15 protein-coding genes are annotated in these 13,238 nt (G+C 58.7%); 8 read left to right on the top strand and 7 right to left on the bottom strand.

Annotation, left to right across the window (positions count from 1 at the left end):
- Window positions 1-269: 269 nt before the first annotated feature.
- A complete protein-coding gene (gene pncA, locus FHX08_RS03050; protein WP_132653826.1) occupies window positions 270-896 on the top strand; it encodes a bifunctional nicotinamidase/pyrazinamidase in 627 nt (208 codons plus the stop codon).
- Window positions 897-912: 16 nt separating this feature from the next.
- On the opposite strand, the gene FHX08_RS03045 is transcribed toward pncA, so the two are convergent.
- Window positions 913-2,505, bottom strand: a complete 1,593-nt coding sequence (locus FHX08_RS03045; RefSeq protein ID WP_184326849.1) for a hypothetical protein — start codon at window positions 2,503-2,505, stop codon at window positions 913-915.
- A gap of 98 nt (window positions 2,506-2,603) precedes the next feature.
- Window positions 2,604-2,849, bottom strand: coding sequence for a DUF2164 domain-containing protein (locus tag FHX08_RS03040; protein WP_132653824.1), 246 nt, complete (start codon window positions 2,847-2,849; stop codon window positions 2,604-2,606).
- Window positions 2,850-2,981: 132 nt separating this feature from the next.
- Between FHX08_RS03040 and FHX08_RS03035 the strand changes: the two genes are divergently transcribed.
- Entirely contained in the window at window positions 2,982-3,713 is a 732-nt protein-coding gene (locus tag FHX08_RS03035; RefSeq protein WP_132653823.1) for an AzlC family ABC transporter permease, read from the top strand.
- Between the two features lies 1 nt (window position 3,714).
- On the top strand, window positions 3,715-4,023 hold the full coding sequence (locus FHX08_RS03030) for an AzlD family protein (protein ID WP_132653822.1): 309 nt from the start codon (window positions 3,715-3,717) through the stop codon (window positions 4,021-4,023).
- A 24-nt stretch (window positions 4,024-4,047) separates the two neighbouring features.
- On the opposite strand, the gene FHX08_RS03025 is transcribed toward FHX08_RS03030, so the two are convergent.
- The gene (locus FHX08_RS03025; protein ID WP_132653821.1) at window positions 4,048-5,883 is read right to left on the bottom strand and encodes an aminopeptidase P family protein; all 1,836 of its coding nucleotides are present in this window, start codon (window positions 5,881-5,883) and stop codon (window positions 4,048-4,050) included.
- 13 nt (window positions 5,884-5,896) lie between these two features.
- Here FHX08_RS03025 and FHX08_RS03020 point away from each other — a divergent pair, with 13 nt between their 5' ends.
- A complete protein-coding gene (locus tag FHX08_RS03020) occupies window positions 5,897-6,073 on the top strand; it encodes a hypothetical protein (protein WP_184326848.1) in 177 nt (58 codons plus the stop codon).
- Between the two features lie 88 nt (window positions 6,074-6,161).
- Window positions 6,162-6,335 carry a hypothetical protein gene (locus FHX08_RS03015; RefSeq protein ID WP_007814367.1) on the top strand — a complete coding sequence of 58 codons (174 nt, stop codon included), beginning with the start codon at window positions 6,162-6,164 and terminating at the stop codon, window positions 6,333-6,335.
- Between the two features lie 188 nt (window positions 6,336-6,523).
- Here FHX08_RS03015 and FHX08_RS03010 read toward each other — a convergent pair whose 3' ends face one another.
- On the bottom strand, window positions 6,524-7,402 hold the full coding sequence (locus FHX08_RS03010) for a 50S ribosomal protein L11 methyltransferase (RefSeq protein WP_132653820.1): 879 nt from the start codon (window positions 7,400-7,402) through the stop codon (window positions 6,524-6,526).
- A 59-nt stretch (window positions 7,403-7,461) separates the two neighbouring features.
- On the bottom strand, window positions 7,462-8,064 hold the full coding sequence (locus FHX08_RS03005; protein ID WP_184326847.1) for an SCO family protein: 603 nt from the start codon (window positions 8,062-8,064) through the stop codon (window positions 7,462-7,464).
- 430 nt (window positions 8,065-8,494) lie between these two features.
- On the opposite strand from FHX08_RS03005, the gene FHX08_RS03000 reads away from it, so the two are divergent.
- Window positions 8,495-10,462 carry a methyl-accepting chemotaxis protein gene (locus FHX08_RS03000; protein WP_132653818.1) on the top strand — a complete coding sequence of 656 codons (1,968 nt, stop codon included), beginning with the start codon at window positions 8,495-8,497 and terminating at the stop codon, window positions 10,460-10,462.
- A 2-nt stretch (window positions 10,463-10,464) separates the two neighbouring features.
- The gene (locus FHX08_RS02995; protein ID WP_112568976.1) at window positions 10,465-10,932 is read left to right on the top strand and encodes a chemotaxis protein CheW; all 468 of its coding nucleotides are present in this window, start codon (window positions 10,465-10,467) and stop codon (window positions 10,930-10,932) included.
- Between the two features lie 216 nt (window positions 10,933-11,148).
- Here FHX08_RS02995 and FHX08_RS02990 read toward each other — a convergent pair whose 3' ends face one another.
- Together FHX08_RS02990 and FHX08_RS02985 are read right to left on the bottom strand one after the other, a co-directional pair.
- On the bottom strand, window positions 11,149-11,637 hold the full coding sequence (locus FHX08_RS02990) for a CreA family protein (RefSeq protein ID WP_132653817.1): 489 nt from the start codon (window positions 11,635-11,637) through the stop codon (window positions 11,149-11,151).
- Between the two features lie 63 nt (window positions 11,638-11,700).
- Window positions 11,701-12,291: a 3'-5' exonuclease gene (locus tag FHX08_RS02985; protein WP_132653816.1), complete on the bottom strand. Its 591-nt coding sequence runs from the start codon at window positions 12,289-12,291 to the stop codon at window positions 11,701-11,703.
- Window positions 12,292-12,559: 268 nt separating this feature from the next.
- Between FHX08_RS02985 and FHX08_RS02980 the strand changes: the two genes are divergently transcribed.
- A complete protein-coding gene (locus FHX08_RS02980) occupies window positions 12,560-13,090 on the top strand; it encodes a GNAT family N-acetyltransferase (RefSeq protein ID WP_132653815.1) in 531 nt (176 codons plus the stop codon).
- The last annotated feature ends 148 nt before the right edge of the window (window positions 13,091-13,238 follow it).

The raw sequence follows: 13,238 nt of genomic DNA, 5'->3' as shown, positions 1-13,238 counted from the left end.
CGCAACTGCAGCACGCCAGGACGGTGATCTCGACGATCTGGTTTTCAGGCACCCGATCCGATAGCCTTGCACGAATCCGTATAGGATGGGTGAGATACTCGCGCTACTCCCGCATAGGATGAACGCCAGCGGAAAAATATGCCGATGCTGCCATTTGCCACTCTCCATACGAGAAATAGTACTTGCGCCTTGCCCCCCGGAAATCCACTAGTTGATAGCGCTGACATCGGTTGGCATTTTGCGGTGCGACATGCGTAAGGGATAACGTGATGAAGGCGTTGCTGCTGGTCGATATTCAGAACGGTTTCTGTCCCGGAGGTAACCTGCCGGTTCCCGATGGCGACAAAGTCGTCCCTGTGGCAAACAGCCTGATCGACAGCGGCAGGTACGATCTCATCGTCGCTTCGCAGGATTGGCACCCGCCCGGCCACGGCAGCTTCGCCTCATCCCATCCCGGCAAAAAACCCTTCGAAATGGGCGTGCTGTCGGGCAAGCCGCAGATGATGTGGCCGGATCATTGTGTGCAATACACACGCGACGCCGAGCTGCACCCCGATCTTCGCTCGGCGCAGATCGACCTCATCCAGCAGAAGGGTGAGGACAAGAGCGTCGACAGCTACTCCGCCTTCCGTGACAATGATCAGTATGCCGCGACCGGCCTTGCCGATTTTCTAGAGGGCCAAGGTGTGACCGAGCTCGACGTCTGCGGGCTTGCAACTGATTATTGCGTGAAATTTTCCGCCCTCGATGCACTGGCCATGATCCCGGGCGTCAAAGTCCGCTTCATCGAGGATGCAAGCCGCGGCATCACACCTGAAGGTGTTGCCGCCGCCATCGATGAGATGCGCGGACACGGCATCGATATCGTCAAAAGTACGGACGTTTTAAGCGAATAAGCGGTTCGTCATCGCCCTATTTCAGCAGATAGGCGTCGAATGTCTCATCGCTTCCGGCAGTCGGTCCGAAGCGCTTCAGCAGGCTTGTCGCATCCTGAAAAGCAAAAATATTCTCCGGCGTGAAAGACAATTCCCAGACGTAGCTTTCCAGGACTGAGGTCGGCGCAGCAACCTGGTCAAGCCGTTGCGAAAGAAGGATGACGACAGGCACACCCTCACTTTGACGCAAGTGGCTGGCCGTCTGCAGTATATCGGCAAGGCTGAGCGACAGGCGTGCGTTGCGGGTAAATCGCACGGTGTTGCCGAAACGCTGTTCACGCATGAGATAGGTGCGATTGGAGATGTAATAGGGCAAGGGTTCCACAAGGTAATCAGGATCCGCGATCACAATCGCATCCCTGAGATCGGGGCGCGATTGCATGAACGCGCCGAAATCCTTGCTTCGGCTTAATGGTGTGTCAGTGATAACGGTTTGATAGATCTTTTCGAAACCGGATATGACCTGCAGCGACAGCAATATCAGAAAGCACAGCTGCCCGATCCTTGCGATCCGGCTAGCTGCGTCGTTGCCGGCAACGCCCGACGTCCTGAGCGGCGAGCTTGAAGTCAAGGCGGTTATCGCGATCGTGAAAACCAGCCAGAGCGCCTGATGCCTGTATCCGCCTGGATAGACGAAGGTAAAAAGCAGGCAAAGTCCGAGCAGCACAAGCCCCGAGGCTATCATCGCCGGTAGCCGGTTCGCCAGTCCCAACAAGCTGCCATAGAGGAGGACGGACATCAACGATACGAAAATGCCGTAGAGCGTCGGGTGCGCACGCATCAGATCCAAAACAAAGGCGGGATAAAACGCCATAAAATTTGAGCCGGGTGCGACGATATCCCCAAGGGCGAGCGAGACGAGATTCTGTCCATCGAGATCAATCGCCGCGGCATCGTTGAACGTCGGATAGACCGTCAAGATGCATAGGATGACACCGACGGTGGCAATTGCAACACTTGCTGCGAAGGCCCGGCGGTCCGTTGATGTAGACCCTTGCCGCTGCTGAACGAGCTCGAAAAACCAGCAGGCGAAAAAACCGCCAATCAGGATGACTGAATGGACATTGGTGTTCGCCAGCAAAGCAAATAATAGACCGAGCAATATTCCGTTGCTCTTTCCCTTCTCCCAGCTCACTGCAATCAGGAAGACGAAGAGCATGCTGATGCCGTAATTTCGCGACATCGCCGCATACTCGAAAATCGAAAAGTTTCCGAACAATGCAAGCAGCATCATCGGAAGCGGAAGTTCCAGCCTAAAAACAAGGAGATAGCTGGAAATCGTCGCAATCGTCAGCGCGAGAATCTTCAGGATGATAGGTGAGCCACCTATGCTATAACCGGCACGCAGCAGGATATGCCAGAGTGCGGGATGTCCGTCACCGCGTACTTGGCGAAGCATGCCGAGCAAGTTCTCGCCCTGAAGGGCAAAAGACAATGCGCGAACCTCATCGCGCCACACGACTTCGGACCAGCAAAGCGTTGACGCCAACGCAAACCAGACGACAAAGATCACAGCCTTGCCGACTGTGGCTGAGCGGGAACCGTCGATATCGGAGACAATCGCAGCCAAACAACCCGAAACCCAATGAACGAATGCGCTGGCACGATACTGTTGCGGCGATAATTTAGCGTTAAGTGAAAAGCAGACCCAAGCAGCCTTTGGCCAATCTAAAACTTCTCCTCCCTCTCGAGAAGGTGAATGTCGTCGGCCACATCTTCCATCCTCTTCAGAAATGCGGCCTGCGCATCTCTGATGCCTCGATTGTAGAAGTACGGCCCAATCTTCTCGGCGAAGAAATCGAGCAGGAATTCGGCCGGCAGCATGCCGATCGGGTCGAGTTCGCGATCGAAATACTGGCGGATGTGTGAAACGATTTCCGCCTTTTCCTCTTTCGAAAATTCGATCTTCTTCATGGCTCCCTCGTCTTGGCGGTGACGTAAACCGGTAACGCTTCAGCAAAATCGATTGGTGAATCAAGGAAATTCAATTGCCGCAGCAAGTGAGACACCATAGAGGGAAATTTCAATTCCAACAGGATTAATCCCATGAATCGCGCCGACTTTGTCGAAGGTTTGCGAGGCGGCTTTACCGTGGCGCTTGCCTCTGCCCCCTTCGGAGCCCTGTTCGGCGCCCTGGCAGCCGAACAGGGCATGTCGCTCCCGGAGATCACCTTCATGAGCGCGACCGTCTATGCAGGCGCCAGCCAGTTGGTCGGCATCGAGCTATTCGGCCACAATGTGCAGGCCTGGATCATCGTCCTGTCGATCCTCGCTGTGAATTTTCGGCATGTGCTTTATTCGGCGGCAATCGCCCGGTACATCGGGCATTTCACCGCCCTCCAGAAGTTCTTCACCTTCTTCCTGCTGGTCGATCCGCAATTTGCCGAAACCGTCAAACGCGGTGAGGCAGGTCAGCGCGTCACCTTCATCTGGTATCTCGGCTTCGGCATCGTCATCTATATTCCCTGGGTCATCATCAGCCTGATCGGCGGCATGCTCGGGTCCCTCATTGGGGATCCGAAGACCATCGGCCTCGACATCCTGCTGCCGGCCTATTTCCTCGGCATCGTGCTCGGCTTCCGCAAGCGTGACAATTTCCTGTCCGTGGCGCTGACGAGTGCCATCGCCTCGGTCGTTGCCTATCACTTCGTTGGTTCCCCCTGGCACGTGAGCCTGGGTGCTGCGGCCGGGATCATCCTTGCTGCGCTAATGCCCCTGCCCGCGGAGGAGCCGGACCTCGAAGCCGACGCCCTCAACACCGAAAACCACGAGGTCTGAGATGGAATTCGATCTCCACATGGCTCTCGTGATCCTTGCCGCCGCGGTCGCGACCTACGCGACCCGCATCGGCGGCTACATCATGATCACCAAGATGAAGCGCATTCCCCCGCGCATGGAAGCGGCACTGAATGCCGTGCCGGCCGCGGTACTGACGACGCTCGTCGCACCCGCCTTCTTCATCGGCGGCTGGGATTCGAAGCTGGCGCTCGCCGTCGCCCTCATCATCGGCCTGCGCTTCTCGCATACGTGGATGCTCGTTGCCGCCTGGATCATCGTGATGATCTGGCGGCACACGATCGGTCTTTAAACCAGAATCCCGTTATCCCTCGGCTCAGTATTCCAGCGGCAGCGTCGCATTCTCCAGCCATGCCTTGACGTCATGGTCGTGGATCAGCGGCATCAGCGCTTCGCGCGTGCGGTGATGGTAATCGTTGAACCAGTGCAGTTCGTCATGCGTCAGCAGTTCGGGGATGACAAGACTGCGGTCAATCGGGCAGAAGGTCAGCGTCTCGAAGCCGAACATCGGCATGTCCCCGCCCTCGATGTCTTCGGCCTCCCGTACATAGATCAGGTTCTCGATGCGGATGCCGAAATGGCCGGGCCGGTAATAGCCCGGCTCATTGGAGAGGATCATGCCCGGCAGCAATTCTTGAGTCGACAGCCGTGAGATGCGTTGCGGCCCCTCATGAACCGAGAGATAGGAGCCGACGCCATGGCCCGTGCCATGGGCGAAATCGGCTCCTGCCCGCCACAGCGCGATGCGCGCCAGCGGATCGAGGTCGCAACCGCGCGTACCCTTGGGGAAGCGCGCCGTGCTGATCTGGATCATACCCTTCAGCACCAGCGTGAAGAAGCGCTTGTGCTCTTCCGTAACGGCGCCGATGCCGACCGTGCGGGTGATGTCGGTCGTGCCGTTGACATACTGCGCGCCGGAATCGATCAGGAAGAGCTCGCCCGGCTGGATATGCCGGTCGGTCGCCGTGGTCACCCGGTAGTGCATGATGGCAGCGTGTTCACCTGCGCCGGAGATCGTATCGAAGGAAATGTCCTTCAGCGGATTCTGCATGCTCTGGCCGACCTTGGCGCGGGCCGATTCCAGTCGCTCGGCAGCACCGATCTCGGTGATCGTGCCGGGCTTGCTCTGCGACAGCCAATAGAGGAATTCCACCATCGCCGCGCCATCCTGCAGATGCGCAGCCGCCGAACCGTTGATCTCGACATTGTTCTTCACTGCCCGCGGCAGCTTTGCCGGATCGGCGCCCTCGACCACTTCGCCACCCGCCTTGCGGATGATCTCGGCAAGCGCATAGGAGGCGATATCGGGATCGATGAGGATACGGCCGCCATCTTTGGCCACCGCCGCAAGCTTCTCGTCGAGCAGCGACGGCGCAAGCTGGTTGGCAATCTGCGCCAGATAGGCTTCCAGCTCGATACCGGTCTTGCGCTTGTCGAGGAAAAGTTCGGCCCTGCCGTCGGCGTGAATGATGGCGCGCGCCAGCGGATGTGGTGTATGCGGCACGTCGGCGCCGCGAATATTGAAGATCCAGGCAATCGAGGACGGATCGGCGATCAGCACGGCCCTCAGGTTTTTCTTGCCGAGATCGGCCGCGATGGCTGCGATCTTGTCCTTGGCGAGGACACCGGCCTGGGCCACGTTCTGAATGGTGACGGCGCCAAGCGGTTCAGCGGGTCGATCGACCCAGAGCTTATCAAGCGGATTGTGCGGCAGAAAAACCAACGCACCGCCGATCTCGTCAAGCGCCTTTTCGAGCTTGCGCACTTCGGCACCCGTATGCAGCCACGGATCGATGCCGAGCTTCAGCCCCTTCTTGCCATGCGCCGGCAGCCAGACATGCGGCGGTTCGTTCACGAGATCGCCGCCGGTAAAGACCGAACCGTCCACCTGCTCGGCCAACTGCGTGACGTAACGTCCGTCCACATAGACGATCGCCTCCGTGCGGGTAATCAGTGCAACGCCCGCCGAGCCGGTAAAGCCCGTCAGCCATGACAGCCGCTCCGCGCAAGCCGGCACGTATTCGCCGTTGAATTCATCGGCGCGTGGCACGAGGAACGCATCGATGCCGAGCGCGTCGAAACTGGCGCGAAGCGCGGAAACCCGTTCCCTGCCGAACTGTGGCGTGGAGGTGACTTCGAAAGACTGGAACATGCTGGAAACCCGAATGAGTGAAACGAATCCGGTTAATGGGATAGCGGCCATGTTAGCGAAATTTCAGTCATTGGGGAGAAAAAGCGACGCGAAGCGTCTGGAAGGCTCCAGCAGCCCAATAATTTGGCAGGAATATGTCTCGATGTGGGAAACTGGCACGCTTCATGCATTGCACGCATGGCTGCAATGAAACAAACCCTCTGCCGCTGCATGCCGGAATAGCTATATAGGGCGCATCGAACGGTTCACGACGAGCCATTAACAAAGGATTTTTTGAAATGACCGCCTCTCTCTCGCGCTTCGCTTACAGCAGCCCGGTACAGGCTGGCGAACGCCAGACTGTGCGTCATGTCATCGGCGCCCGCCGCCCGCAGAATGAGGACAGCCTCAAGGTGCTCGCAGCCGGCCAGCGTTCCACGCGCCACAAGGGCGCACCGAGCTACGCATTCTGAGCTTAAAGCCTGTCCGCTCCTCCTCCCTCCACCGGACCGGCCTATCGGAATGAAGTAGAGCCCGCTTGAGCACCTCCTCCTTCGGCTCGCGGGCATGACCGGAATTAAACGCCGGTCCAAGGGCGGTGCCATTGGCACCGCCTTTTTTCTTGCCTGTATCCCTTTTCCTTATCTGTAGCCTGGGAAAATTACGGACGGTCGAGGTGGATCGTCACCCAGCCATTGCGCCAGATCGTGCGCACATGGCGCAGCTTCGCACCATTATACGCGGCGAGTACCTTCCAGCGCTGCGCGGCCAGAATGCCGGAGAGGATCACTGATCCGCCCGGCGCCAGATTGGTCACAAGCTGCGGCGCCATCTTGATCAGTGGCCGCGCCAGGATGTTGGCGATGATAAGGTCGAATGGCCCATGCTCGGAAAAAGCGGTAGAGTGGAAGCCCGGTGCCGTTACCGTGGCGATGCCGGTGGCAATGCCATTGCGGCGCACGTTTTCGGCTGCGACGCGAATGGCGATCGGGTCGATATCGGTCGCCAGGATCGGAATATTGCGTAGCTTGCGCACGGCAATTGCCAAGACACCGCTGCCCGTCCCGAGATCGAGCGCATTGCGCACCGTGCGTGCTCTTAGCACCCGGTCGATGACTTCGAGGCAACCGGCCGTCGTGCCGTGATGGCCGGTACCGAAGGCCTGGCCGGCATCGATCTCGATCGCAATATCGCCGATCCGGACCTTATCGCGATCATGCGAACCGTGCACGAGGAAGCGCCCTGCCCTGACGGGCTTCAGCCCCTCCAGCGACTTGACTACCCAATCCACATCCGGAATGACCTCCCGCGACAGCACGGCATCGGGAAACGTTTGCTTCAGCGCCGCCGCCACGCGCGAGCGCACATCAACCTCGTCCTCCGCCATCATATAGACGGAGGCTTCCCAGACATCGTTCTTTTCGTCGATCTCGGTTGTGCCGATGGCAAAATCTTCTTCGCCGAAGACCTCGCTCAGGAGATCGAGGATTTCCTCGGCCTGCTTTTCAGTCGTCGACACATAAAGGCGGATTTCACTCACGATAGGCGATCTTTCCGGTTGCGTCGGCCGCGACCGGTTCCAATATCTTTAATGGCCGGTCATCCCTTGGCGACGAGATTCTCAAGCTTCTTTATCGCCGTATCCGGGTTTTCGCCATAGGAGATCGTTCCGGCAAAACGCCCGGCTGAATCGAGAAGGAAGACCGAGGCCGTGTGGTCCATCGTGTAATCCCCATCAGGATTTTTCTCGTCGACAGGCACCTTCTTCGCGTAGACGCGGAAGCCCTTGATGACGTCGGCAATCTTGTCCGGCGGGCCGGAAATGCCGGTTATGCGCTTTGAAACGTTGGAGACATACTCGTTCATGATTTCGGGCGTATCGCGCTCGGGATCGACGGTGACGAAATAGGCCTGCAGCTTGTTACCCTGAGGATCGACCTTTTCCATCCAGCCGTTGAGCTCGAAAAGCGTCGTCGGGCAGACTTCGGGGCAATGTGTGAAGCCGAAGAACAAGGCGGTGGGCTTGCCGAGCAGCGCCTGCTCCGTGATCGGCTGCCCCGTCTGCGATACCAGCGTGAACGGCACGCCGAAAGGCCCCTCGGCCACTACGTTCCTCGTCCGGCTCTGGTCCAGCGTGAACCATCCGAGCACGCCGGCAAGCGCTAACACTGCGATCCAGACAGCGATACGGAAATTTTTCATTGCGTGATCCCTACAAGCAATTCCGGCAATAATGCTTGAGCGTTTTGCGTCCAGAATTGCGTAAAAACAAAAGCGCGGATGCCCCATCCGTTCGATCAGGTGATTATAGTCGCGATCGCGAGTGCGCAATTCAAGAATGCGTTTTCTCACCCGTGATTAATTGCCCCAGCTTGATGAACGCCAAATGCCGGCCACCGCCATCGGAAAAAGTCGCGGAAAATGGAATTAGCCCGCTTTTCTAAAGGCTTGCTCCGAGCGATGCGATGCAACGCCAAGAAATACATCGTTAGGAAAGGCTTAAGCGCGGATATCTATATTTAGTAATGCACACAGTGCTTCGGCGCTGTCCTGACATGACGTCGGCCGGGCCATGAACCGGATCAGCCTGAAAATCGAGGGAACGCAACCGCCTGGGGCGGAGGGTGGCTTTATGACAAATTCGACGGTTCGCAGGAATCTTTCAGTCGGCCAGCGGCTTTGGACGCTGGGCGGTGCGGCATTCATCGGTTTCGGCTCGATGCTCGCGATCGGTTGGTACGAGAATATGCAGGTCGACACCGGCTTGCGCCGCGCTGACGAGATCCAGCAGAGCGTCAATCGCATCAACGATATGCGCCTTGCCAATCTGACCCTCGTCCTCGCCGCCATGGACACGATCGTCGACAAGGATGAGAAGACCGTCCAGCCCGACCGCCTGAAGCTCGTTGCCGACTCCGTTGCCGCCCTCTCCAGCGGCTCGAAGGAAATGGCCATGCTGGCCGAGGAACTGAAGGCCGGCGATCTCTTGAAGAGCTACGATGCCGATGTCGCCGCACTTCGCCAAGCCATCCAGGTGGACCTCAAGGCGCTCGTCGAACAGGGTGCGCCGGATGCCGAATTCGACAAGATCGACGATCGCATCGACGCTGCCGGTGACAAGCTCACTGCAACCCTCGACAAATTCGCCAATGATGGCACGGACGTCGCCCGTCGGCGCGTCGAACACGCCGATGAAATCTCGCACAACTCTCTGCTTATCCAGATCGCTCTCGGCATCATCGCCATTCTCACCATGGCCGTGCTGCAATATGTCCACGGCGGTTCCATCCGCCGCGGCATCGCCGCCGTGCGCGAAAGCATGCTGCGCATTCTGAACGGCGATCTTACAAGCAACGTCACCGGCAAGGAACGTGGTGATGAGATCGGCGAAATGGCCCGTGCTGCCGAGAGCTTCCGTCTTGCCGCCATCGAAAAGATCGATCTGGAAGCTCGCACCGAAACCGACCGCCAGCGCAGCGATGCCGAGCGCCGCGAGCGCGAAGCCGCCAAGCTCGCAGACGCTGAAGCGCTGAGCGCCGCCGTCATGGCGCTTGCGCAGGGTCTCACCCGCCTTGCCAATGGCGATCTGACGGCAAGCATCGACCAGCCCTTCCGCGAAGAGCTGGAAAGGCTGCGTCAGGATTTCAACCAGACGGCCATGCGCCTGTGCAATGCGATGAAGGACATTGCCCAGAACAGCACCTCGATCCAAGCCAACAGCCACCAGATGCGTGCCGCCGCCGACGACCTTGCCAAGCGCACCGAGCAGCAGGCCGCCTCGCTGGAGGAGACATCAGCGGCTCTGGACGAAATTACCTCCACTGTCCGCAACGCCACCAGCCGCGCCGAGGAAGTCGGCCAGATGGTCGCTCATACCCGCCAGAATACCGAGAAATCCGATGCCATCGTCGGCGATGCGATGGCCGCGATGGAGCGAATCGAAAACGCCTCCCGCGAGATCGGCACCATCATCAACGTCATCGATGAGATCGCTTTCCAGACGAATCTCTTGGCGCTGAACGCTGGCGTCGAAGCAGCGCGTGCGGGCGAAGCCGGCAAGGGCTTTGCGGTCGTCGCCCAGGAAGTGCGCGAACTCGCTGGCCGCGCGGCCGGAGCAGCCAAGGATATCAAGGCCTTGATCAGCAAATCCGGCGCCGAAGTAAAGACTGGTGGTGAATTGGTGACGGCAGCCGGCGAGGCTTTGCGTCAGATAGGCGAGGATGTTCTGCGCATCGATGGCCATGTTAAATCAATCGTAACCTCTGCGCGCGAACAATCGGTTGGACTGAACGAGATCAATACAGCCATCAGCCAGATGGATCAGGTGACGCAGAAGAATGCGGCCATGGTGGAAGAAACGAACGCCGCCAGCCACACTCTCGCAACGGACGCAGAAAGCCTGACGAAACTGGTTCGGCAGTTCAATATCGGCGAGGGCATGAGCGCCCGTCCAACGCCGCGAGAAGCCTCCGCAGCCTCGCATCCGAAACCCTCACCCGCACGAAGCCTGATTGGCAAGGTCGCGGGCGCATTCACGGGCGGCACTGCCGCCAGGACAATCGCCTCCTCTCCGGCCGGAGACAACTGGGAAGAATTCTGATCATGAGCAACGCCATCAAGCAGTCGGGCGCCTACCTCGAAATCGTCTCGTTCCACCTGGGCGACCAGGAGTTCTGCATCGATATCATGGCGATCCGCGAAATCCGCGGCTGGGCGCCGGTAACCCCGATGCCGCATACCCCGCCCTACGTCCTCGGCCTCATCAACCTGCGCGGCGCCGTGATCCCGGTCATCGACATGGCCTGCCGCCTCGGCATGAAGATGACGGAACCATCCGAGCGTTCCGCCATCATCGTTACCGACATCGCCGGCAAGTTGGTCGGCCTGCTGGTCGAACAGGTCTCGGACATGATGACCATCAAGAGCGAAGACCTGCAGCCGCCGCCAGAAATCATCCCGGAAGCCCAGCGCGCCTTCTGCCGCGGCATCGTGGCACTGGAAAAGACTATGGTCTGCTTCCTCAACCTCGATACGGTCATCGCCGACGAACTGGCGCGCGAAGCTGCTTGATAGATTTTGAAATCTGGAATGTGGAGGCCCGGCTTGTCCGGGCCTTTCTCGTTTTGGACGGCATGATTTCAAGCTTACCGTAAAAACCGCTCCCCGACCCCTCGCCACAAGGGGGCGGGGCTAACCCGCTGCAACGCTCCGTTCCGTTCAAAACGCTGAAGATGTCGAGAGCAGGATCGGCTGGGTTTGGGGGGCTTCATCACGGCTCAAAAGCCCTCAAGGCTTCCCATTTTTCCACACCACATCCTGCCCATAGAGCGGAATGGTCGAAATCGACATCTTCGCCGAACCATCCGTCACCTGCCGCGAATGGGCGAGATAGATCAGCGTATTGTTGGTCTTGTCGTAGATGCGGTTGACCGCAAGCACCTTCCAGATCAGCGACATGCCCTGCCGGAACACTTCGCTGCCATCCTTGGACATATCAATATTGCCGATCTCGATCGGCCCCGTCTGGCGGCAGGCGATGGAGTTGTTGGAAGGATCTTCGAACCAGTTGCCGTTCTTGAAGCGGTCGATCAGGCTGCGGTCGAAATAGGTGACATGGCAGGTGATGCCTTTCACCTCGGGGTCCGATACCGCCTCGACGATGATGTCATTCCCGATCCAGTCGACCCCGACCTTGCCGACGACCTCCGCTGATGTCACGCCTGCGGATGCGGCAAGGAATGCTGAGCCAAGAAAAAGATTGCGGAACGTGGACATGGCAACTCCCGTGTTAATCCGGAAGCTAAGATAAGAATGGCCTGGATCTTTACAACACGGGACTCAGGCTTTGCGGCAGGTGCAAGGCTCGTAGCCGCTTGGTGTCAACCTGCCTGGCTTCATGCCGATGACATCAGGAATGGCGGCGACCGTTGCAGCCTTGACCGCCCTCGCCATCTCGATTGCCGCTGAGGCACAGACGGCGGCGTCTTCGGCCGCATTGTGATGGAGGAAACGCAGGCCGAGATGCTCGGCAATCAGGTTCAGCCGGTGCGACAGGAAGTGCGGCCAGATGCGTTGCGCCATTTTCAGGCTGCAGAGATAGGTGAGCTCCGGATAGGACTGCCGATAGAGATCGAGGCTCGCCCGCCAGACGCTGAAGTCGAAGGCGGCATTATGGGCGATCATCGTCGCGCCCCGGAAGTCCTCATGGAACTCGTCCATGACCTCGGGAAATTCCGGCGCATCCTCCACATGCTCGGGGCGAATACCGTGGATCGCGATATTCATGCCGGAGAAGCGCATATCGCGCGGCCGGATCAGCCGCTCCTCCACCCGCGTCACCCGGCCGTCCTCGATCCAGGCAAGACCGACCGAACAGGCGCTGCCGCGCTGTTCGTTGGCTGTCTCGAAATCGATCGCGATTGTCTTCACGGGCAAATATCCGAATCGTCTACCCTTACCGGAATAAAGATAGCCGCATCCGAAGGCAAATTCTGGCCTGTTGACATCTGCACGCGAATGGCGAAACTTCCACCCATGATCAGCTCTGTGAACCACAATATGCATCTTATTGCCACGACCCTTGCAGGGTACGCGGGAGCGATGGTGCGTCACTAGCAGTCCGATCATCCCGACAACCCTGCCGAGGAAAGCAGGGTTTCGGAACTCCGCTCTCCTCTAGAAACACAAGGAGAGCGTAATGCCAGCCAATCAGGATACCCCACCCGAAAAGCCTTCTTTGCAGGGGCTCACCGTTCGCGCCTTGCGTATGAGCGATGCCGAAGCCGTCACCGAGCTGATGAACCTGCCGGGCTACCGCGCCGGCACGCTGCGGCCGCCCTTTCAAAGCATCGACACGGTGCGCAAGCGCATGGAAAACCCCTCGCCCGAAGCGCTCAATCTCGTCGTCGAACTCGACGGCAAGCTTGTCGCCAATGGCGGCATGACCCGCTTCGAAGGACGGCGCCAGCATGCCGCAAATCTCGGCATGGGTGTACACGACGATTTCACCGGCCGCGGCATCGGAACCTTCCTGTTGGCCGCCATGCTTGACGCCGCCGATAATTGGCACGACATCAAGCGCATGGAACTGACCGTCTACACGGACAATGACGCAGCCATCCGCCTCTACGAGAAATTCGGCTTCGAGAAGGAAGGCCTGTTCAGGTCCTACGGCTATCGCGACGGGCAATATGTGGACGCCTACACGATGGCGCGACTGAGGGCATGAAATCTCTCCTCCGTCATATCAGGGCTTGTCCCGAGGATCTGCTGCCATTTGTATATTGATACGTGGCAGATGCTCGGGACAAGCCCTGATATGACGCCGAGTGAAAGGCAAGCTGTCGAAAAAAACAGAAACGCGATGTCTAGCGCAA

The organism is Rhizobium sp. BK529 (assembly GCF_014194105.1).
Taxonomy (GTDB): Bacteria; Pseudomonadota; Alphaproteobacteria; order Rhizobiales; family Rhizobiaceae; genus Rhizobium.
The sequence above is the reverse complement of the archived record's forward strand: the minus strand, read 5'-3'. Positions and strand labels throughout refer to the sequence as shown.

Bases quoted from the DNA above. Each gene is read 5' to 3' on its own strand.
- pncA (WP_132653826.1), top strand. From the start codon at position 270: ATGAAGGCGTTGCTGCTGGTCGATATTCAGAACGGTTTCTGTCCCGGA.
- FHX08_RS03035 (WP_132653823.1), top strand. From the start codon at position 2,982: ATGAATCGCGCCGACTTTGTCGAAGGTTTGCGAGGCGGCTTTACCGTG.
- FHX08_RS03020 (WP_184326848.1), top strand. From the start codon at position 5,897: ATGAGTGAAACGAATCCGGTTAATGGGATAGCGGCCATGTTAGCGAAA.
- FHX08_RS03040 (WP_132653824.1), bottom strand. From the start codon at position 2,849: ATGAAGAAGATCGAATTTTCGAAAGAGGAAAAGGCGGAAATCGTTTCA.
- FHX08_RS02995 (WP_112568976.1), top strand. From the start codon at position 10,465: ATGAGCAACGCCATCAAGCAGTCGGGCGCCTACCTCGAAATCGTCTCG.
- FHX08_RS02980 (WP_132653815.1), top strand. From the start codon at position 12,560: ATGCCAGCCAATCAGGATACCCCACCCGAAAAGCCTTCTTTGCAGGGG.
- FHX08_RS03000 (WP_132653818.1), top strand. From the start codon at position 8,495: ATGACAAATTCGACGGTTCGCAGGAATCTTTCAGTCGGCCAGCGGCTT.
- FHX08_RS03025 (WP_132653821.1), bottom strand. From the start codon at position 5,883: ATGTTCCAGTCTTTCGAAGTCACCTCCACGCCACAGTTCGGCAGGGAA.
- FHX08_RS03030 (WP_132653822.1), top strand. From the start codon at position 3,715: ATGGAATTCGATCTCCACATGGCTCTCGTGATCCTTGCCGCCGCGGTC.
- FHX08_RS03005 (WP_184326847.1), bottom strand. From the start codon at position 8,064: ATGAAAAATTTCCGTATCGCTGTCTGGATCGCAGTGTTAGCGCTTGCC.
- FHX08_RS02990 (WP_132653817.1), bottom strand. From the start codon at position 11,637: ATGTCCACGTTCCGCAATCTTTTTCTTGGCTCAGCATTCCTTGCCGCA.
- FHX08_RS03015 (WP_007814367.1), top strand. From the start codon at position 6,162: ATGACCGCCTCTCTCTCGCGCTTCGCTTACAGCAGCCCGGTACAGGCT.